The sequence below is a fragment of the Streptomyces sp. NPDC057638 genome (assembly GCF_042800315.1).
In the GTDB taxonomy this organism is placed as follows: Bacteria; Actinomycetota; Actinomycetes; order Streptomycetales; family Streptomycetaceae; genus Streptomyces.
In genome coordinates this window covers 1-18,327 of record NZ_JBHVHF010000161.1, presented here as the reverse complement: position 1 = coordinate 18,327, position 18,327 = coordinate 1, and the positions used below count along the sequence as shown (strand labels likewise).

General features: G+C 72.4%; 14 protein-coding genes. 6 read left to right on the top strand and 8 right to left on the bottom strand.

Translation table 11 applies throughout. The features are described 5' to 3' along the window. Positions 1-205 precede the first annotated feature (205 nt). Entirely contained in the window at positions 206-976 is a 771-nt protein-coding gene (locus ACFVIM_RS21270) for a calcium-binding protein (protein ID WP_384303466.1), read from the bottom strand. Between the two features lie 710 nt (positions 977-1,686). Between ACFVIM_RS21270 and ACFVIM_RS21265 the strand changes: the two genes are divergently transcribed. Next, entirely contained in the window at positions 1,687-2,580 is an 894-nt protein-coding gene (locus ACFVIM_RS21265) for a VOC family protein (RefSeq protein ID WP_384303464.1), read from the top strand. A 45-nt stretch (positions 2,581-2,625) separates the two neighbouring features. Continuing rightward, on the top strand, positions 2,626-3,402 hold the full coding sequence (locus ACFVIM_RS21260) for an SDR family oxidoreductase (protein ID WP_384303462.1): 777 nt from the start codon (positions 2,626-2,628) through the stop codon (positions 3,400-3,402). A 422-nt stretch (positions 3,403-3,824) separates the two neighbouring features. On the opposite strand, the gene mdlC is transcribed toward ACFVIM_RS21260, so the two are convergent. From mdlC to ACFVIM_RS21225, 7 genes are read right to left on the bottom strand one after another with little or no spacing between them, the layout of a single operon-like run. After that, entirely contained in the window at positions 3,825-5,408 is a 1,584-nt protein-coding gene (gene mdlC / locus ACFVIM_RS21255) for a benzoylformate decarboxylase (RefSeq protein WP_384303460.1), read from the bottom strand. Beyond that, a complete protein-coding gene (locus tag ACFVIM_RS21250) occupies positions 5,405-7,780 on the bottom strand; it encodes a xanthine dehydrogenase family protein molybdopterin-binding subunit (RefSeq protein ID WP_384303458.1) in 2,376 nt (791 codons plus the stop codon). The genes mdlC and ACFVIM_RS21250 overlap by 4 nt, the downstream gene beginning before the upstream one ends. Continuing rightward, positions 7,777-8,241 (bottom strand): (2Fe-2S)-binding protein, encoded by a 465-nt coding sequence (locus ACFVIM_RS21245; protein WP_384303456.1) that lies wholly within the window; start codon positions 8,239-8,241, stop codon positions 7,777-7,779. The genes ACFVIM_RS21250 and ACFVIM_RS21245 overlap by 4 nt, the downstream gene beginning before the upstream one ends. Beyond that, complete coding sequence (locus tag ACFVIM_RS21240) at positions 8,238-9,098, bottom strand: FAD binding domain-containing protein (RefSeq protein WP_384303454.1); 861 nt, start codon at positions 9,096-9,098, stop codon at positions 8,238-8,240. The genes ACFVIM_RS21245 and ACFVIM_RS21240 overlap by 4 nt, the downstream gene beginning before the upstream one ends. Beyond that, entirely contained in the window at positions 9,095-9,349 is a 255-nt protein-coding gene (locus ACFVIM_RS21235) for a hypothetical protein (RefSeq protein ID WP_384303452.1), read from the bottom strand. Before ACFVIM_RS21235 ends, ACFVIM_RS21240 begins: the two co-directional genes overlap by 4 nt. Further along, complete coding sequence (locus ACFVIM_RS21230) at positions 9,324-9,911, bottom strand: aromatic-ring-hydroxylating dioxygenase subunit beta (RefSeq protein ID WP_384303450.1); 588 nt, start codon at positions 9,909-9,911, stop codon at positions 9,324-9,326. The genes ACFVIM_RS21235 and ACFVIM_RS21230 overlap by 26 nt, the downstream gene beginning before the upstream one ends. Beyond that, entirely contained in the window at positions 9,908-11,254 is a 1,347-nt protein-coding gene (locus ACFVIM_RS21225; protein ID WP_384303448.1) for a Rieske 2Fe-2S domain-containing protein, read from the bottom strand. The genes ACFVIM_RS21230 and ACFVIM_RS21225 overlap by 4 nt, the downstream gene beginning before the upstream one ends. A 906-nt stretch (positions 11,255-12,160) precedes the next feature. On the opposite strand from ACFVIM_RS21225, the gene ACFVIM_RS21220 reads away from it, so the two are divergent. From ACFVIM_RS21220 to ACFVIM_RS21205, 4 genes are all read left to right on the top strand, one after another. Beyond that, positions 12,161-13,411: a cytochrome P450 gene (locus tag ACFVIM_RS21220; protein ID WP_384303446.1), complete on the top strand. Its 1,251-nt coding sequence runs from the start codon at positions 12,161-12,163 to the stop codon at positions 13,409-13,411. Positions 13,412-13,446: 35 nt separating this feature from the next. Further along, on the top strand, positions 13,447-14,868 hold the full coding sequence (locus tag ACFVIM_RS21215) for an aldehyde dehydrogenase family protein (protein WP_384303444.1): 1,422 nt from the start codon (positions 13,447-13,449) through the stop codon (positions 14,866-14,868). A 102-nt stretch (positions 14,869-14,970) separates the two neighbouring features. Beyond that, positions 14,971-16,350: an MFS transporter gene (locus ACFVIM_RS21210; protein ID WP_384303443.1), complete on the top strand. Its 1,380-nt coding sequence runs from the start codon at positions 14,971-14,973 to the stop codon at positions 16,348-16,350. Between the two features lie 151 nt (positions 16,351-16,501). Beyond that, entirely contained in the window at positions 16,502-18,103 is a 1,602-nt protein-coding gene (locus tag ACFVIM_RS21205) for an ABC-F family ATP-binding cassette domain-containing protein (RefSeq protein WP_384303441.1), read from the top strand. The last annotated feature ends 224 nt before the right edge of the window (positions 18,104-18,327 follow it).

Here is an 18,327-nt window from a genome sequence, read left to right as displayed (position 1 = left end):
GCCCCGGCCGGCCGCGAGGAGATCGAGCCGGGAGGCCGGTGAACCCCGCATCCCGGGAAGGGAGTTCGGGGACGTACGGGTGGAGCGCGCCCGGCCAGCGCGGTGCCGCGTGCGCGGCGGTGGCGCACCGACGGTTACGGGTGCGGGGTGGCCACCCGGTAGAGCGCGGCGGGGCGGGGCCGGTCACGGGGCCGTGGGGGCGTCTTTACGGGAGGACGAGGTCGCGGCCCGGGCCCCCGGCGGCGGTGTCCTTCCCGGGGCCGCCGACGATCACGTCGTCGCCGCCCTCGCCGTGCAGGGTGTCGTCGCCGGAGCCGCCGAGGACGGTGTCGGGACCGTCGCCCCCCATGGCGTGGTCGTTGCCCGGGCCCGCGTACACGATGTCCGCGCCGCCGTACGCCTCGATCATGTCGTCGCCCCGGCCGCCCCACAGCCGCTGGCCGCTGTCGTCGCCCATCAGGTGGTCCTTGCCGTCGCCGCCGTCCAGGACCGCGAGGCCCATGACCATGTCGTCCCCCGCGTCACCCCGTACGGTGTGCGCGGTGTGGGCGTGCAGGGTGTCGTCGCCGGGGCCGCCGCGGACGGTGGCGACCCCGGGGTCGCTGGTGGCGATGGTGTCGTCGCCGTCGCCGAGGAAGATGTCGATCCGGTCCGGCCGGGCGCTGGTGGTGGGCAGTTCGCAGACCACGTAGGTGGGGTCGGCGGGGTCGAGATAGGCGCAGTTCCTGCCGGGGTCGAGCGGGACCGCGTCGCGGAAGCCGATCCGCCGGACCCCGTCGCCGAGATCCCTCGGTATCACGTGGAGATCGTTGGCCTGTCCCTTGGCGGCGGTGAAGACGATCGACTGCGTCGCCCAGTCGGCGCTGACGCGGGCCTTCGCCCCGGTGGCGGGGGCGGCGGTCGCCGGGCTCGCGGTGAGCCCGAGGGCGATCAGGGCCACGGTGAGCGTACGGGCGGTGGCTTGGTGCCGGTTCACGGGACCTCGTCTCGGTGGGGTGAGGGGTGGGTCGGCCGGCCGGCGGGGCGGTTGCCGGGGAGCTGGCGGCGGCCGTGACGCGGCGTCCTCGGGGCGGCCCTTTCCCGAGCGGGAGGGTGCGGGACTCCCCCGGAGGTCATGGACCACCTGTCCGACGAGCACGCGTCGGTCCTGCGCGTGCCATGCCGCCCCTGAGGAACGGTCAGGCGCGGCGCCGGAAGCGTACCCCTTCTTGGTCTAGACCAAACGAGTGATCGGGCGTGCCGCCGGGCCGGGCCCTGCTCACCGGGGCCGATCACCGGATGTGCCTGGTCCCAGGACGTCGCGGGAGGCACTGGCCCGCGTCTGCGTCCGCTCCCGTACGGGAAGGGTGGCCGTGCCCCGCGTCTCACCAGCGGGCACGCGGCCGGCCTGAGCGGCCATCACGCCGCGCTGGACCACGGGCACCAGGCCCGCGCCCTCCTCCCGCCAGTGCGGCGGGGGGAGGGGGCGGTCCTGGCCTCACCGTGAGCGCCGCAATGCTCCCGCCCCTCTCCTGCCAGCAGGACAACGTTCGAGCCAAAACGCCGGGTCAAAAGCCATCCGCCAGCCATCGCGCGGGAATTCCAGAAACGGAGATGTTCTTTTTCGGCGGGGCGCCGGTATCCTCGTGCGAAAGTCACCGGAGTTCCGCCCGAGGGATGATTCTGATGATTACTCATGTCCGGAGTGTGGCACTCGGCGTCCCCGACATCAGCGCCGCACGTGAGTTCTTCGAGAACCACTGGCAATTGGACTTCGTGGGGGGCGATACGGGCCGGGTGTTCTTGGGAGCGGGGTGCCAGGACCATCACGTCCTGCGTCTGCGGGCCACCGCCGAGCCCCGGGTGGATCTGCTGTCCCTGGCCGCGGCCAGGGACGCCGATGTGGATGAGATCGCCGAGCGGGTGGCGGCCCATCCACTCGCGCGACTCGTGAGCACGCCTGCGACCTGCGATGATGCGGGCGGTGGGTACCGGTTCCGGTTCCTTGACTGTGACGGGCGCACGGTTGAGGTGTCATCCGGGATGGAGGTCCGGCCCTTTCGCTCCGTCGAGCCGGGCGAGAGCAGGCCCACCGGCATCAGTCATGTGGTGCTCAACACGGCGGACCTTCCGGCCGCGCTGGCGTTCTACCGGTCCGTCTTCGGCCTCACGGTGAGCGATTGGGTGGAGGACATCATGGTATTCCTCCGCACCGGATCACCCCATCATATGCTGGCATTCACCCGGGCGCCGCACACATCACTGAATCATATCGCCTTTGAATTAAGGGGGATTGATGAATTCATGAAGGCGACCGGCGCCCTGATGAACAAGGGTTTCTCGCCGTTGTGGGGGCCCGGCCGGCATGGGGTCGGTGCCAACACCTTCACCTATTTCCAGGAACCGAGCTCTCGTTTCGTCGCCGAGTACACCACCGGAATGCTGCGGATCGATCCCGATCATGAGTGGATGCCCAGGGTGTATCCCGGCAACGCGCAGACCAGTGACACCTGGGGGGTGGCGGCGGCGCGTGACGAGGCGGTCTCGGCCAGTCTGCGGGGCTGCCCGGACACGGGACTGTGGCAGCCGCCGCCGGTCTGAACCCCGCGCGGTGCCCTGAACCAGCCGAGTGGAGGGAGTCAGCGGATGACAGACATGGCCCGGCGTCACGCCGGAGGCCGGCCGGTCGCCATGGTGACCGGGGGTGCCAGCGGAATCGGCCGCGCCGTGGTGGAGGACCTGGCGGCACACGGCTACCGGGTCGTGGTGCTCGACCTCGCCGTCCCCCAGGGCCCCGCCCGTGACCACGTGCGGTGGGTCAGCGGCGACGTACGCGATCCCGGCGCGCACGACGAGGCGGTGCGGACCGCGCTGTCGGTCTTCGGCGGGCTTGACCTGTTCATCGGCAACGCCGGTATCCACGATGGCGGCATCGGGGTGCGTGAACTCTCCGGCGCGGCGCTCGCCGAGATGGCCCGGCACGTCCTCGATGTCGACGTGGTCGGCTATCTGCTGGGGGCGCGGGCCACCGCCGGAGCGCTCGCCGAGCGGGCGGGCTCGATGGTCTTCACCCTGTCCGACGCGTCCTACCTGGTCCGGGGCAATGGTGCCGGCATCGCGTACACCGCCGCCAAGCATGCCGCGCTGGGGGTGGTGCGTCACCTGGCCGCCGACCTGGCACCCGCCGTCCGGGTCAATGCCGTCGCCCCGGGCGGGATCGTGACCGCGCTGCGCACCGCCAGGGGCGCGCCGGTGTTCGCCGCCGCCCAGGAGGTGGCCGCCGTGGTACGGGAGTTCAATCCCCTGGGCGTGGTCCTGCGCGCTGAGGAGGTCGCTCCCCTCTACCGGTTCCTGGCCTCCCCCGCGGCCGCCGGGATCACCGGCGAGGTGCTGCGGCCCGACGGGGGCCTGTCGGTGCGCTAGGCCCCTTCTTTCGGATCGTGCTGGGCTCGCGTGCCTCCCCCGGCTACCGCTGGGGGTGCCCCCAGCCACCGCACCTCGCCATGCTGTCGTCGGTCGCCAACGGCCCCCTGGGCCTAGCGGCCCGGGAGGTACCCCCACCCCTGGGCCTAGCGGCCCGGGAGGTACCCCCACCCCTGGGGGTCGCGGCCCAGGAGGCTCCCGCACCCCTGGGGGTCGCGGCCCAGGAGGCTCCCGCACCCCTGGGGGTCGCGGCCCGGGAGGTTCCCGCACCGCAGTGACTCCCTCCTCCGCCTTGCGATGCGTCCCCACGGCCCTGGCGGGCCTGGCGGGCCTGGGGAGGCCCCATGCACCAGACCCCGCTCCCTGGCCCAGCCTGATCCAAGAGAAACGGCCTAGGGCGGGACCGCGGCCGGGAACGCGGCTCACCCGGTCACCACCACCTCCAGCAGATACGGGCCCTCAGCCGTCAGCGCGGTCCGCAGGGCCGGCCTGAGCGCGGCGGGATCGGTGACGCGGGCGCTCGCGCATCCCTGGGCCGCCGCGAGCGCCGCGAAGTCCAGCCCGCCGAGGGTCGTACCCACCGTCGTGGCCATGCCGAACCGCTGGGCGAAGCCGTCCACCGTGGCGTATCTGCCGTTGTTCACCACGATCACCGTGAGCCCCGTGCGCGCCTGTGCGGCGGACCACAGTGCCTGGACCGCGTACATCATCGAACCGTCGCCGATGACGGCGACCACCCGGGTGTCGGGGCGGGCCAGCGCCACGCCCACGGCCGCGGGCAGCCCGAACCCCAGTGCGCCGCTCGCGGTGGTGTGAAAGCTTCCGGGGCCCGGGTTGGGCAGGTACTCGCACATCGCCGGCCGGGTTCCCGGTGCCTCCTCCACCACCACGCACCGGGCGGGGCGTTCGCGGGCGAGCGTGTGGATCAGGTGTGCCTGGGTGATGCCGTGCGCGGCGGGCTCCGGTGGCCCGGGGCGGCGGCGGGCGGGGGGAGCGGGGCGCGGAAGCGCGGGTGGGGAGCCGCCCAGTGCCCGCAGCGCGGGTGCCAGGCTGGTGAGGACCGCCGTGCCGGCGGGGCACCACGACGCCTGGTCCGGGTCGTCGGTGAGCAGGTAGAGCTCCGCCTCGGGGGGCAGGCACGGTCCTGTTCCCGCCACGTGATAGGTGAAGACGGGCGCCCCCGCGGATATCACCAGGTCGCTTCCCGTCAGCGCGTGGACGATGTCCTCCCGTACGGGGGGAAGGAAGCCCGCGAAGAGGGGGTGCCACTCGGGGAAGGCGCAGCGGTGGGAGAGGGGTTCGGCCCATACGCGGGCGCGGTGTTCCTCGGCGAGGGTGACGAGTTCGGGTACGGCGCCTTCGCGGTCGACGCCGGCGCCCGCGATCAGTACGGGTGTGTGCGCGGCGGTCAGTGCCTGGCGTACCTGGGTGAGCAGGGCCGGGTCGGCGGCGATGGCCGTGCTGGTGCGGGTGGTGGCGGCGGGTTCGGCGGGGCGGTCCCAGTCGTCGCTCGGCACCGACACCAGGACCGGTCCGGCCGGTGGGGCCGTCGCCAGGCGCAGTGCCCTGGCGATGGCCTGGGGCACGTCCTGGGCGCGGGCGGGTTCCCGGCCGCGTTTGACGTAGGGCCGCGGGAGGGTCGCCGGGTCCTCCGACAGGAGGTAGGGGTGACCCTCCAGCAGGGAGCGTGCTTGCTGGCCCGCGATGACCACCAGGGGGGTCCGGTTGCGGTGGGCGGTGAACAGGGCGCCCATCGCGTGTCCGACTCCGGCCGCCGAGTGCAGGTTGACCAGCGCGGGGCGGCGGGTGGCCTGGGCGTAGCCGTCCGCCATGGCCACCACCACCGATTCCTGGAGTCCGAGGATGTAGCGGAAGTCGTCGGGGAAGTCGCGCAGCATGGGGAGTTCCAGCGATCCCGGGTTGCCGAACAGGGTGGTCATGCCTTCGGCGCGCAGCAGGGTGAACACCGCTTCGCGTACCGTGGGGCTCTGGTGGGGTCGCGTCACCGCAGTCCGCCTTCCGCGGGTATGCCCGCCGCTCTCAGTGCGGCGTGGATGCGTGTGGGGGTGAGGGGGAGTGTGGTCAGGGTGTGGGCGATCTCGGGGACGGCGGCGGCGACCGCGCCGGCGATCACGGCGGGCGGCAGGATGGCGCCGCCTTCGCCCAGTCCCTTGAATCCGCCGGGGATGACCGGGCTGGGGGTGCACAGGTGTTCCACCACCAGGTGCTCGGGGATGTCCTGGGCCGCGGGGATGGTGTAGTCGCGCAGTGTGGAGGGCTGGGGTGTGGTGCTGGTGGCGGCTTCCTCGGTCAGGGCCTGTCCCAGGCCCTGGGCGATGCCTCCGGTGATCTGTCCGTGGGCGATCAGCGGGTTGACCAGGACGCCGCTGTCGTGGACGGCCCAGTAGCCGGTGACTGTGACGCGGCCCGTGCCGAGGTCGACCAGGACTTCGGCGGCGTGGGCGCCGTAGGCGAAGGTGAGTTGGGGTGGGTCGAAGTCGACCGATTCCTCCAGCCGGATCAGGTCGGTCGGGGAGGGTGCGCCCCATCCCCGGTAGGCGCGGTGGACGACGTCGCGCCAGGTGATCCAGGCGTCGTGGGGGGCGCGGAAGCCCGCTGTCGCCGAGGACGGGGCCGCTGTGGTGGTGTGCTGTTCCACGTCGGTGGCGTCCGCGCCCAGGAAGCGGGCGGCCAGGGTCCTCATCCTGTCGCTGAGTCTGCGGGCGGCGATCACCAGGGCGCCTCCGGCGAGCACCAGGGCCCGGCTGGCTTGTGCGGAGAGGTCGGAGTGGGGGGCGGTGTCGGTGTCGCCGAGTTCGACGCGTACCCAGTCGACGGGTACGCCGAGTTTGTCCGCCGCGATCTGGGCCAGGCTGGTCTCGATGCCCTGGCCCACCGCGGTCACTCCGGAGTAGACGGTGATGGTCGCGTCGTGGTTGATCCGCAGCCGGACTCCTTCCCAGCCGCTCCAGGCGATGCCGTACGCCTCCAGCAGTGCCGAGGGGGCGAATCCGGTGATTTCCACGGCGGCGGCCACGGCGGTGCCGCGGCGGATCCATGGCGGGTCGGGCGGGGGTGGGCGGCGGGCCAGTTCCCTGGCGCGGCGCAGGGCGGCGGGGTAGTCGCCGCTGTCGTAGGTGAGCCCGGTGTGGGTGGTGTGCGGCAGTTCCCGCGGCCCGATGAGGTTGGCGGCGCGCAGGTGCCCCGGGGGGATGCCGAGTTCGCGGGCGGCCTCGTCGATGAGGCGTTCGCGGACGAACGCCGCTTCCTGCATGCCGTAGCCGCGGTAGGCGCCCGTGGGGACGCGGGTGGTGTACACGCCGGTGACCGTGGCGGCCGCGGCGTCCGCGTGGTAGGGGCCCTGGAGGGTCAGTGCGCTCACCTGGGCCGGGCCGCTGCCCGCTTGTGTGGCGTACGCGCCGAGGTCGGCGAGGATGTCGGCGTCGAAGGCGAGGAACCGTCCCTCCTCGCTGACGGCGATGCGGGCGGTGGTCCGCTGGCCGCGTCCCTGGTAGGCGCAGGTGAGGTTCTCCTGGCGTGACTCCACCCACCGTACGGTGCCGGCGAGGGCCACGGCGGCCGCGCACACCATGGCCTCGTCGGGGTAGAGCAGGACCTTGCTGCCGAATGAGCCGCCCACGTCGCGTGCGATGACCCGGACCCGGTCCGCGCGCAGTCCCAGGACCGTGCAGAGGTCCTGGCGCATCGCGTGGGGCGACTGGCTGCTGGCGTGGACGGTCAGCATGCCGGTGCCCGCGTCGTAGGCGGCCAGCACTCCCCGTGGCTCCAGGGGGCAGTGGGCCACCCGGGGAAGGGTGAAGGTGCGTTCGATGACCGCCGCGGCGCGCGCGAACGCGGAGTCGATGTCCTCCTGGGGGGATCCGAAGCGGATCCGGCCGGCCTTGTTGCCGGGCGCGCCGGGAGCGATCTGGGGCGCGTGTTCGGCGAGGGCGTCGGTGATCGTGGTGAGCGGGGGCAGGGGGGTGAGGTCGAGCCGGACCGTCTGGGCCAGGTCCTCGGCCGCCGCGGGGGTGTCCGCGACGACGATGCCCAGGGGCTGTCCGGCGTAGCGGGCCGTGTGCAGGGCGAGGGGGATGCCTTCGGGTGGCTGTCCGGGCAGTCGCCAGACGGTGGGGATCGCCGTCGTGCGGGTGTGGAGGTCATCGGGTCCGAGGACGAGTGCGCAGCGCGGGTCGTCGCGGGCGGCGGACGCGTCGAAGCCGGTGATCTCGGCGTGGGCGAGCGGGCTGCGGACGATCGCGGCGTGCCGTTCCTGTCCCGGGTGCAGATCGGCGAGGAAGCGGCCGTCTCCGCGGACGAGGCGTTCGTGGTGGCGTGGTGGGAGGGGTTCGCCGATGGGGTGGTGTCCTGTCGTCACGAGCCGTCCCTCGTAGCGCCGGTGATCATGCGCACCGCGGCGCGGATTCCGCCGTAGCCGGTGCACCGGCAGAGGTGTCCGGCCAGGACGTGTTCCCCGGGGGTGCCGTGAGCGGCGGCGTGGGCGAGGCGGACCACCAGCCCGGGGGTGCAGAATCCGCACTGGAGGCCGTGTTTGTGGATCAGGGCGTGCTGGGCGGGGGTCAGGTCGGGGCCGTCCGCGACGCCTTCCACCGTGGTGATGTCGTGTCCGTCGGCCTGTACGGCGAGGAGCAGGCAGGAGCAGACCGGTTCTCCGTCGAGCAGGATCACGCAGGCGCCGCAGTCTCCGGTGCCGCACCCGATGTGGGTTCCGGTCAGCCGCAGGGCGGTGCGCAGGTGGTCGGCGAGGGTGGTGCGTGGTTCGGTGTTCTGGGTGTGGGTGACGCCGTTGACCGTCATCGTGACGCTCCGGGTGTTCACCGTGGGTCCTTTCCGGCCCAGGTGGCCAGGGTCCGGGTGAGCAGCACTCCGGCGACCTCGGCCTGGTACTCCCGCTCCCGTGTCCCGGCCGTGTGGACCGTCTCGTCGGTGAGCTGGGCCACCAGGCCCGGGTGTGGTCCCGTGGTGGTGCGTCCGGTCAGGAAGGATTCGACGCCGGGCAGGCGCAGGGGCGTGGGGCCGCACCCGGATGCCACGACCCGGGCCGCGGTGATGCGGCCGTCGCGGGTTTCCAGGGCCACGCAGACGCCGGAGACGGGGTAGCCGGTGGTGCCGCGGGTGCACAGTTCGCTGAACGCGTAGTGGAGGGTGCCGGGGCGGGGGAAGGCGATGTCGGTGACCACTTCGTCCGGTGCGCGGGCGGTGGTGGAGGGGCCGGTGATGAAGCGGGCCGCCGGGATGGACCGGGCGCCCCGGGTCGAGCGCAGTATCACGCGGGCTCCGGTGGCGACCGCGACGGCGGGCAGTTCGGCGCCGACGGCCGCGTGGCACAGCGAGCCGCCGAGGGTGGAGCGTGCCCGGATGTGCGGGTGGGCCACGAGCGTGGCGGCCCGGCGCAGGATCGGCAGGGCGGCTGCCAGTTCCTCGTCGCGCTCCAGGTCGCGCAGCCGGGTCATCGCGCCCACTGTGATCTCGTGGGGGCCGATCGCCGTCCTGGCCAGTTCGGTGATCCCGTTCAGGTCCACCACCGTGTCCGGGCGTATGTCGCGCCGGGTCAGCAGGGGTACCAGGCTCTGTCCTCCGGCCAGGGGGAGCGTCAGCCGTCCGGGGGCGGCCAGGGACCGCAGGGCGTCGTCCAGGTGTGTGGGTGCGTGGTAGTCGAAGGGGGTGGCCGTCATGCGGGCGCCCCTTCCTGGATGGCGGTGCGTACCAGTGCGGTGGCGAGGGCCGGGGTCAGGGCGCACAGGGCGTCGAGGGTGGTGGCGTCCAGGAGGGCGCGTTCCCCCGTGCGTTCGGATACCAGCAGGAGCCGGGTGCCGTTGCCGGTCGGGTGGAGCAGGACGGCGACGGACGCCGACTCGCAGGACACCCGGCACAGCAGGACGTCGTCCCCGGGGGCGGGTTCAGAAGACGACGGAGAGCTGTTCATGGGTGGCGACCTCCACGTCGAGCAGGACGCGCCTGCGCAGCAGCAGCCAGCGTCCGTCGCGCTCGCGGAGCAGGTCCTGGCGCGCGGCGCTGATGAGTACGGTGTGTTCGGCCCCTCGGTTGCTGGTGACCAGCAGGTTGGTGTCCGCGCGGACCACGTCGGTGGCGGTGGTGGCGAACACGCGGACTGTTCCGAGGAAGTGCCGTGTGGTGGTGACGGGCCGGTCCGACCATGCCTGGAGCAGCCCTGCGCGGCCGAATTTCAGCTCGAAGACCCGTTTGGTGGCGTCGAAGAGGACGGCGGAGGTGCTGTGGCGGGGCAGTGCGGGGTCTTCCCGCAGGAGTGGCACGGGGATCTCGTAGTGGAACGCGGGGTCGAGCATGTCGAGCCACAGGGGGTGTTCGCCCTCGTCGAGCGCGGCGCTCTCGTCGGCGAGGACCGTGGTGATCGCCGCGTCGAGGCCGGGAAGCCGTATGCCCCGGTCGGGGAAGGGGCCGTGGGTGAGGCCGGGCGGGGCGGGAGCGGGTGGCTGTGGGGTGTGGGGGGCTGATACCGCGGTCATGGCAGTTCCCCCATCAGGGTGGACCAGCGGTGGTAGAAGGCCCGCTGGTTGTGTTCGCTCAGGGTGGCGGTCTCGGCGTGGCCGGGGCCGGGGAAGCCGGGTACGGGGGTGCCCAGTCCGGCGCCGAGGCTGAGGTCGACGGGGCTTGAGCGGCCTGGTGTGGAGCGGGCGAGGGCGGCGTCGATGCGGGCGAAGTTCTCGAAGTCGTCCATCTCGAACAGGATTCCGCCCGCGGACTGGGTGCGGGCCTGGAAGCGGTAGGAACGGCGCTGCCATGCCGGGTCCATCGCGGTGGGGACGAGGGTCCAGTACAGGCATTCCGTCTCGCGGGCGCTGAGCGGCAGGTGTGCGCGGATGACGAGGTAGCGGGTGAGGGGATCGTCGTCGTGTCCTATGGCGCGGTCGTGCGCGACGCTGAGGAACGCGGTGTTGGGGAAGATGACTCCGTGGGCCACCTCGCAGTGGGAGGTGAACCGTACCTGTTCCGGGGACTGGGCCCGCGCCAGGTCGGTCCACCGCCGCGGCGGGTAGCCGGGGAAGCGGGGGGCGGTCAGGTCCCGGTCGTCGAGGCGGGAGCCGCGCGGCAGGGCGTAGGCCGCGCGGACGGCGTGTCCGTGCGGGGTGGCGATGTTGACGGCGATCAGGTCGGTTCCGGCGCGGCCCCGGGTTCCGTCGGCCAGGGTGTCGCCGTAGATCCCCTGGTCGAGGGCGATGTGGTGGGTGGTCCGCATGTGGTAGCCGTCGCCGGCGAAGTTGTCCGTGGGGATCTTCCAGTTCCCGCGGGTGCGTACCCGCTGGGGTGGGCCGCAGACCTCCCAGGTTCCCGCTCCGCAGTCGAGCAGGGCGTCGAGGTACCAGGCGATGTCGCCGAGGTACTCCTCCAGGTCGGGTGCCTGGGGGTCCCAGGTGGCGAAGAGGAATCCCCTGCGGCACACCACCCGGGCCCTGGGCAGCCCGTACCGTGCGCGGTCGAAGGCGGGCGGGTAGCCGGAGCGGCGGGCGGGCACGCCGATGAGCCTGCCGTCGTTGGCGAAGGTCCATCCGTGGTAACTGCAGCGCAGATGTGCGGTGTTGCCCAGGCTCGCCCGGCACAGCCGGGTGCCCCGGTGTGTACAGGAGTTATGCAGCGCGTGGACGTCGCCGTCCTCGCCGCGGATGACGACGACTTCATCGCGGCCGAGCATGCGTACGACGTAGTCGCCTGGTTCCCGCACTTCCCCGGAGAATCCGAGGAGTTGCCAGGAGGGCTGGAAAACACGATCCCACTCGATATCGAGAATACTTTCGTCAATGAATGCGCGGCGATCGATTGTGCGCGCTAAGCCATCGACTCCTAACGGCATAGATCCCTCCTTGAGGGAAAATCCACGACGGGGCGAGCGCCCTTGCGCATGCCCTGGCCACTGCGGACACCGAGATCACAGGAACAGGATGGCGACACGAGCGGGCGTGAACGCGGGGTCCCGCCAGGCGACCCGCGCCGCAACAGCGCTCTCGGACCAGGAACGGGGCCCCGCCAGGCCACGGCGTTCCGTTCGCCGGTATCAGCCCTGCTGGTGCGCCACACGCGTGGTACGCACCGGGTCTCACCGGCTGACAGGGGCCCCACGCTAGTTGTGGCAACTGCCAGACGCAAGGGCGCGATCACCGGAAGCGGATGGCGCGCTCGGTGCGCTCACCGCGTGGCGCTGTCCCGTGGTCGGATCGTTTTCGCAGGTCAGCGTTGTGATGCTAGGGCCGTTGAGTGAGGTCGTGGTCCATCGCTGGGGCTATCCGGACTCGCCGTGGTGTACCGGGTTGCGCGGTCCGTGCGGCCGGGGACGGCTCCGGTGGGCCGGCGGGGTCCGGCGGTGGGTCCTGGCGGGGGCCAGGGGGCGGACGGTGAGCGGACCGGCGTGAAAGGACCACCTTCGCCGGAGGTATCCGGCCACTGTCCGCTCCGGCGGGTACCGCGCCGGGCGCCGTGGGCGGCGGGCCCCCGGCGGCCCCTCCGGCGTGTCGGGACGGCATCCGTGCCCGCCGGCCGGTGCCGCGCGGGGGAATCGTCCCCGGGCGCTTCCAGGCTGACCGAAAAGCGGTTGAGTGAGCCCCTGAATTTCCGCCTGCATTCCGTGAGACGGGGCAGTTCATCTTGATGAAACATCACGACCGCCCGTAAGGTGGCCACTACAGTCACTCATCTCCCTGCCGTCACTACCGTTGTTCGGCATCCTCTGGCCTCTCCCCTACCCCTAGGGAGTCCCTTCCTCATGTCACTGGACCTCTTATCCGTCGACGACTTCTCGCATAACCAGTTCCAGTACATCGAAGACCCTTTCTCCTTCTACGCGCTGATGCGCGAGCGCAGTCCGGCCCATCTCTCCGGCAAGATCTTCGGCGGCACCTGGCTGATGTTCCGGTACGCCGACTGCGCGCGGCTGATGCAGGACGAACGGCTGTCCAACGCGCGCTCGGCGGTCCCGCTGCGCTTCCTGCCGCCCGAGCAGCGCGAAGAGTTCGCGGACATGCTCGACATCTACCGGCGCTGGCTGGCCTTCCATGACGGCAAGGAGCACACCCGCAACCGCCGCCAGGCCAACCGGGGCTATGTGCCCTTCACCGACGAGCATCTCGAACCGCGCATCCAGGGCCTGGTCGACGGGCTCCTCGACCAGGTCGACCCGGACGGGTTCGACCTGATATCGGAGTTCGCCTTCCCCCTGCCCGCGATGGTGATCGCGGATGTGCTCGGCGTCCCGGTCGACGCGCACGCCGACCTCAACCGGTGGACCGACGACATCGCGCACCTCTTCGGCTCGACCTCGGTCACGGTGGACCATCTGCGCCGGACCAGGGAGAGCACCCTGCAGCTGGCCGACTTCCTGGCGTCCGAGGGCAACGCCCGCCGCTCCCGTGCCCAGGGCGGACTCCTGCACCACCTGCGGGAGATCGAGGTGCGCGGGCAGCGCTTCTCCGAACGGGACGTGATCGCACAGGCGGCGCTGCTGCTGTTCGCGGGCGTGGCCTCGATCCGGTACCTCATCGGCAACAGCGTGCACGCCCTCGCCTCCGTCCCCACCGCCGAACGGGACCTGCTGCTGCACCCGGCCACCGTGGGACCGGCCGTCGAAGAACTCCTGCGCATGTGCACGCCCGTCTCCTTCGTCGGACGGATCGCCGGCGACGACTTCGAGTACACCGCCTCCGACGGAACCCGCGTCCCGCTGCGCAAGGGACAGCCCCTGCTGCTCTACGTGGCCTCGGCGAACCGGGATCCCGAGGTCTTCGACCGCCCGGACGAGCTGGTGCTGGACCGGCCGCTGCCCAACCGCCACCTCACCTTCGGCATCGGCAGGCACCTGTGCTTCGGTGACCCGCTCGTACGCCAGACGACCCGGATCGCGCTCAGCTCGCTGTACCGCAGGTGGCCGACGCTGCACATGCCGCCGCAGGAGGCCAACTGGAACAACAACCTCGGCTTCCACGGCTTCACCTCACTGCGCGTCACCCGCGGCGCCTGACCCCCGGACCGGCCGAGCCACCAGGAGAGCACAGCATGGCAGTACCCGTCCTCCACAACGTCATCAACGGTGAGCGGGCCGAGGCGGCCGCGGACACCGAGTACAGCGACGTGCTCGATCCGTGTACCGGGGAGAGCCGTCTGCGTGCCCCGTGTACCGGCGCCGGGGACGTCGACCGCGCCCTGCGCGCGGCGTCCTCGGCCTTTGGCGCCTGGTCGCGGACCACACCCGGCGAGCGCCAGTCCGTGTTGCTGGCCCTGGCCGACGCCGTCGCCGCACGGGCCGCCGAGTTCACCGAGGCCGAGCTCCGCGACACCGGAAGCCGGGCCGCGGCGGGCGAGATGGGCGTCATCGTCGACGAACTGCGCTTCTTCGCGGGCGCGGCCCGGCTGCTCGACGGGGTGGCGGCCGGGGAGTACGCCCCGGAGCACACCTCCTACACCCGCCGTGAGCCCGTGGGGGTGTGCGCGCAGCTCGCGCCGTGGAACTTCCCGCTGCTGATGGCGGTGCTGAAGTCGGCCCCGGCCATCGCCGCGGGCAACACGGTCGTGCTCAAGCCCGCGCAGACCACCCCCTCCTCCGCGCTGCTGCTGGCCGACACCGCCGCGCGGATCCTGCCCCCCGGAGTCCTCAACGTGGTGTGCGGCCCTCCCGCCACGGGGCGGCTCATGGTCGAGCACCCGCTGCCCGCCCTGGTGTCGCTGACCGGGTCGGTCGCGGCCGGAGTGGATGTGGCCACCCGCGCCGCCGCCACGCTCAAACGCACCCACCTGGAGCTGGGCGGGAAGACACCCGTGGTGGTCTGCGCCGACGCCGACCTCCCCGAGGCCGCGCGGACCATCGTCGCCGGGGCGACCGCCAACGCGGGTCAGGACTGCACGGCGGCCAGCCGGGTCCTCGTGGCCGACGCGGTGCACGACCGGCTGGTGGAGGAACTCGTAGCGCAGGCGTCGGCGCTGCGTCCCGGCCCGCCGTCGGACGTGGGCAGCGCCTACGGGCCGCTGAACAACCCCGAACACCTGGCGCGCGTCCAGGGGCACATCGACGCGCTGCCGCCGCACGCGCGGGTGGCCACCGGTGGTACACGCGTCGGCGACCAGGGCTTCTTCTTCGCTCCCACCGTGATCACCGGGGTACGCGAGGACGATGACATCACCCGCACGGAGATCTTCGGCCCGGTGATCACCGTGGAGCGGTGCGCCGACGAGCAGGACGCCCTGCGCCGGGCCAACTCCTCCCGGTACGGCCTGGCTTCGGCGGTGTGGACGTCCGACCATCGCAGGGCGATGCGGCTGTCGCGGGACCTGGACTACGGAACCGTCTGGGTCAACACGCACCTGCAGTTCCCCTCGGAGCTCCCCCACGGCGGATTCCGCCAGTCCGGCCACGGCAAGGATCTCTCACGGTACGGTTTCGAGACGTACACACGGATCAAGCACGTGACACACCGTCTGTAGCGTCCGGCGCGCGCCGCACGGAGCACCGAGGGCGGCGGTCACCGCGCCGGGCCGGGCTTCTGACTCCCGGTCGGCCACAGAGCTTCGCGGGGTAAGGAGATCGTGGAACGTTCCCCCGGCGTCTTCGCGCCGAAGTGGCGGCTCACCAGCATCGGTATCGCCATCGCCATCAGTCTTTTCGCGTTCGAGGGGATCGCGGTCGCCACCGCGATGCCCTCGGCCGTCCGTGACCTCGACGGGCTCGCCTTCTTCGGCTGGCCCTACAGCGCCTTCCTGGTCATGAACCTGGTGGGGCTCGGCGTGGCGGGCCAGTGGTGCGACCGGGTCGGTCCGCGCAGACCGCTGCTCACCGGCATCGCCGTGTTCACCGCCGGACTGCTGCTGGCGGGATCGGCGGGACACATGGCGGTGTTCGTCCTCGGCAGGGGCGCGCAGGGCATCGGCGTCGGACTGGCGTCGATCGCGGTCTTCCAGATCGTGGCCACCGCCTACCCGGCCCCGCTGCGTCCCCGGGCGCTGGCCATCATCTCCACGGCCTACGTCCTGCCGGCCCTGGTCGGCCCGGTCATCTCGGGCACGATCACCGCGCAGGTCGGGTGGCGCTGGGTCTTCCTCGGACTGGTGCCGCTGGTGGTGGTCGGCGCACTGACACTGATGCCCGCCCTGCGCACCGCCACGGCACCGGGGCGAATCGCGGCGAACGGATCGCGCAAGCCGCTGTTCGCGCTGCTCGCCGGGGCCGGGGTCGTCGCGCTCCAGGCGGGCGGCAACGCCGTCGTCGCCCAGCGGATCCCGCTGGCCACAGCCCTGGTGGCCGTGGGTCTGGCGGCGCTGGTGGCCGGTCTGCGGGAGCTGCTGCCGCGGGGGTCGACGGTCCTGCGCCGGGGCGTTCCCGCCGTGGTGAGTGTCCGCGGCCTGCTGGCGGGAGCGTTCTACGCGGTGGAGTCCGTGGTACCGCTGACGCTGGTCACCCTCCATGGTTTCGGGGCCGTCGCCTCGGGCCTGCCCCTGCTGGCCGGGGCACTGGGCTGGTGGGCGGGGGCGCAGGCACAGGGCCGGATCACCACGGTGGCGCGGCCCGTGCTGCTGCGGTGGGGCCTGGCCGCCCTGGCGTTCTGCTTCGCGGGCATGGCCGCCCTGTCCCTGCCGGGGGCACCGGGGTGGCCGGTGTATCTGCTGTGGATCGTGGGGGGACTGGGCATGGGTGTGTGCGTGCCGACCACGGGCGTGCTCGTCCTGGACCAGTCCGCGGCCGATGAGACGGGAACGAACTCGTCGGCCCTGCAGATCAGTGATGTGACCGCGGCGGGACTGGGCACCAGCGGTGCCGGGGTGCTCGTGGGCGCCACCGCGGCCGGAAGCCTGGCGTTCGGCACCGGGATGACGGTGCTGGGCCTGATCGCCGCGGCGGTCTGTGCCGCCGCGGCGCTGGGCGCCTCACGCACGACCGGTGCTCAGGAGGCACGCGCCACGGTGAGCTGATCCCCCCCCCGTCCGCGAGCCGTCCGTATGACCTGGCGCATCCCGCTCGTCGGCCGCTAGCATGATTCGCATGTCAACTCCGCGAGTTTCCTAGCGACCTCACCGCTTTTCGGGGACAGGTCTGCCATAAGGAACTCACGGAGAGTCATCATTGTTTACCGTAAGCAAGGCCGACGTGCGTGTCGGCGCGCGTCTGCTGCTGTCGGACGTCACCTTCCGCATCGCCCCCGGTGACCGGGTCGCCCTCGTCGGGCGCAACGGCACGGGCAAGACCACACTGATGCGCACCATGGCGGGCGAACTGCGGCCCGCCGGCGGGAGCGTCGACGCGAAGGGACCCGTCGGCTATCTCGCGCAGGACCCCCGGGGTGCCGACCAGGGCCAGACGGTCACCGACCGGGTCCTGGCGGCCCGGGGGCTCGACCGGGTCACCGCCGCGCTGCGCGCCGCCGAGAACGCCATGGCCGAGGCCGGCTCCGATGAGGAGCGGGACCGCGCGATGCGCGCCTACACCCGGGCGCAGGACGCCTTCGACGCGCGCGGGGGCTATGCGGCCGAGGCCCTCGCCGCCCAGGTGACCGCGGGTGTCGGGCTGCCCAACCGGGTGCTGTCCCAGCGGCTGGGCGAACTGTCCGGCGGCCAGCGCAGGCGGGTCGAACTGGCCCGTATCCTCTTCGCCGAGCAGGACACCCTGCTGCTCGACGAGCCGACCAACCACCTGGACAGCGACTCCATCGCCTGGCTGCGCGACTTCCTGGCGCGATTCCCCGGCGGGCTGATGATGATCAGTCACGACACCGATCTCATCGGCGCCGTAGCCAACCGGGTCTTCCATCTCGACGGCAACAGGGCCGCGATCGACATCTACAACACCGGCTGGAACCGGTATCTGCTGGACCGTCAGACCGCTGAGCGCAGAAGGACCAGGGAACGCGCCAACGCCGAACGCAAGGCGGCGGCGCTGCGCGCGCAGGCGGAGAAGATCCGTTCCCACGTCGCCACGGCGGTGGCCGCGCGGAACATGGTCCGCCGCGCCGACACCCTGCTGCGGGAGGCGGAGCCGGTCCGCAGGACGGAGCGCGTGGCGCGGGTGCGGCTGCCCACTCCCGAGCCCTGCGGGCGCATCCCGCTGGCGGCGGCCGGCCTGGCCAAGTCGTACGGGGACCACACGGTCTTCGACGGCATCGACCTGGCCGTCGACCGGGGCAGCCGGCTGGTCGTGCTGGGCCTCAACGGCGCGGGGAAGACCACGCTCCTGCGGGTGCTGGCGGGCGAGCAGCGGCCCGACCGGGGGCGGGTGGTGTCCGGGCACAACCTGCGCCTGGGGTACTTCGCCCAGGAGCACGACACGCTCGACCCGCACGCGAGCGTGTTCGCGTCCCTGGCCTCCGCGGCCCCGCAGCTGACCCACGGTGAGGTACGGCGGGTGCTGGGCGCGTTCCTGTTCCGGGGTGACGACGCCGACAAGCCCACCGGTGTGCTCTCCGGTGGCGAGAAGACCCGGCTGGCGCTGGCGTGCCTGGTGCACTCCGGTGCCAATGTGCTGCTGCTCGACGAACCCACCAACAATCTCGACCCGCTCTCCCGCGACGAGGTCCTCGCCGCGGTCGGCGACTACCCCGGCGCGGTCGTCATGGTCACCCATGACCGCGGGGCGGTGGAGGCCCTGCGCCCGGACCGGGTCCTCATCCTCCCCGACGGAAGCGAGGACCTGTGGAGCGAGGAGCACGCCGACCTCGTCGCTCTCGCCTGACGCCGCCGCCCGGACCCGCGGGTGACCGCGCGGCGGCGGACCGCGCGCGTCCGGGCGGATCTTTCTTCCCGGCTTCCCGAAGGAGGGCTGTATGAGGACCCGGTACGGCGATCCGACGCTGGTGCCGGGTCAGGCGCGCCCGGAGCGCGGGCCGGGCGCGGCCCCCGTCCACGGGGCGGCGCCGTCCTGGCGCGCGGCCGCCGCCCCGCGCCCCCGCACCTGTC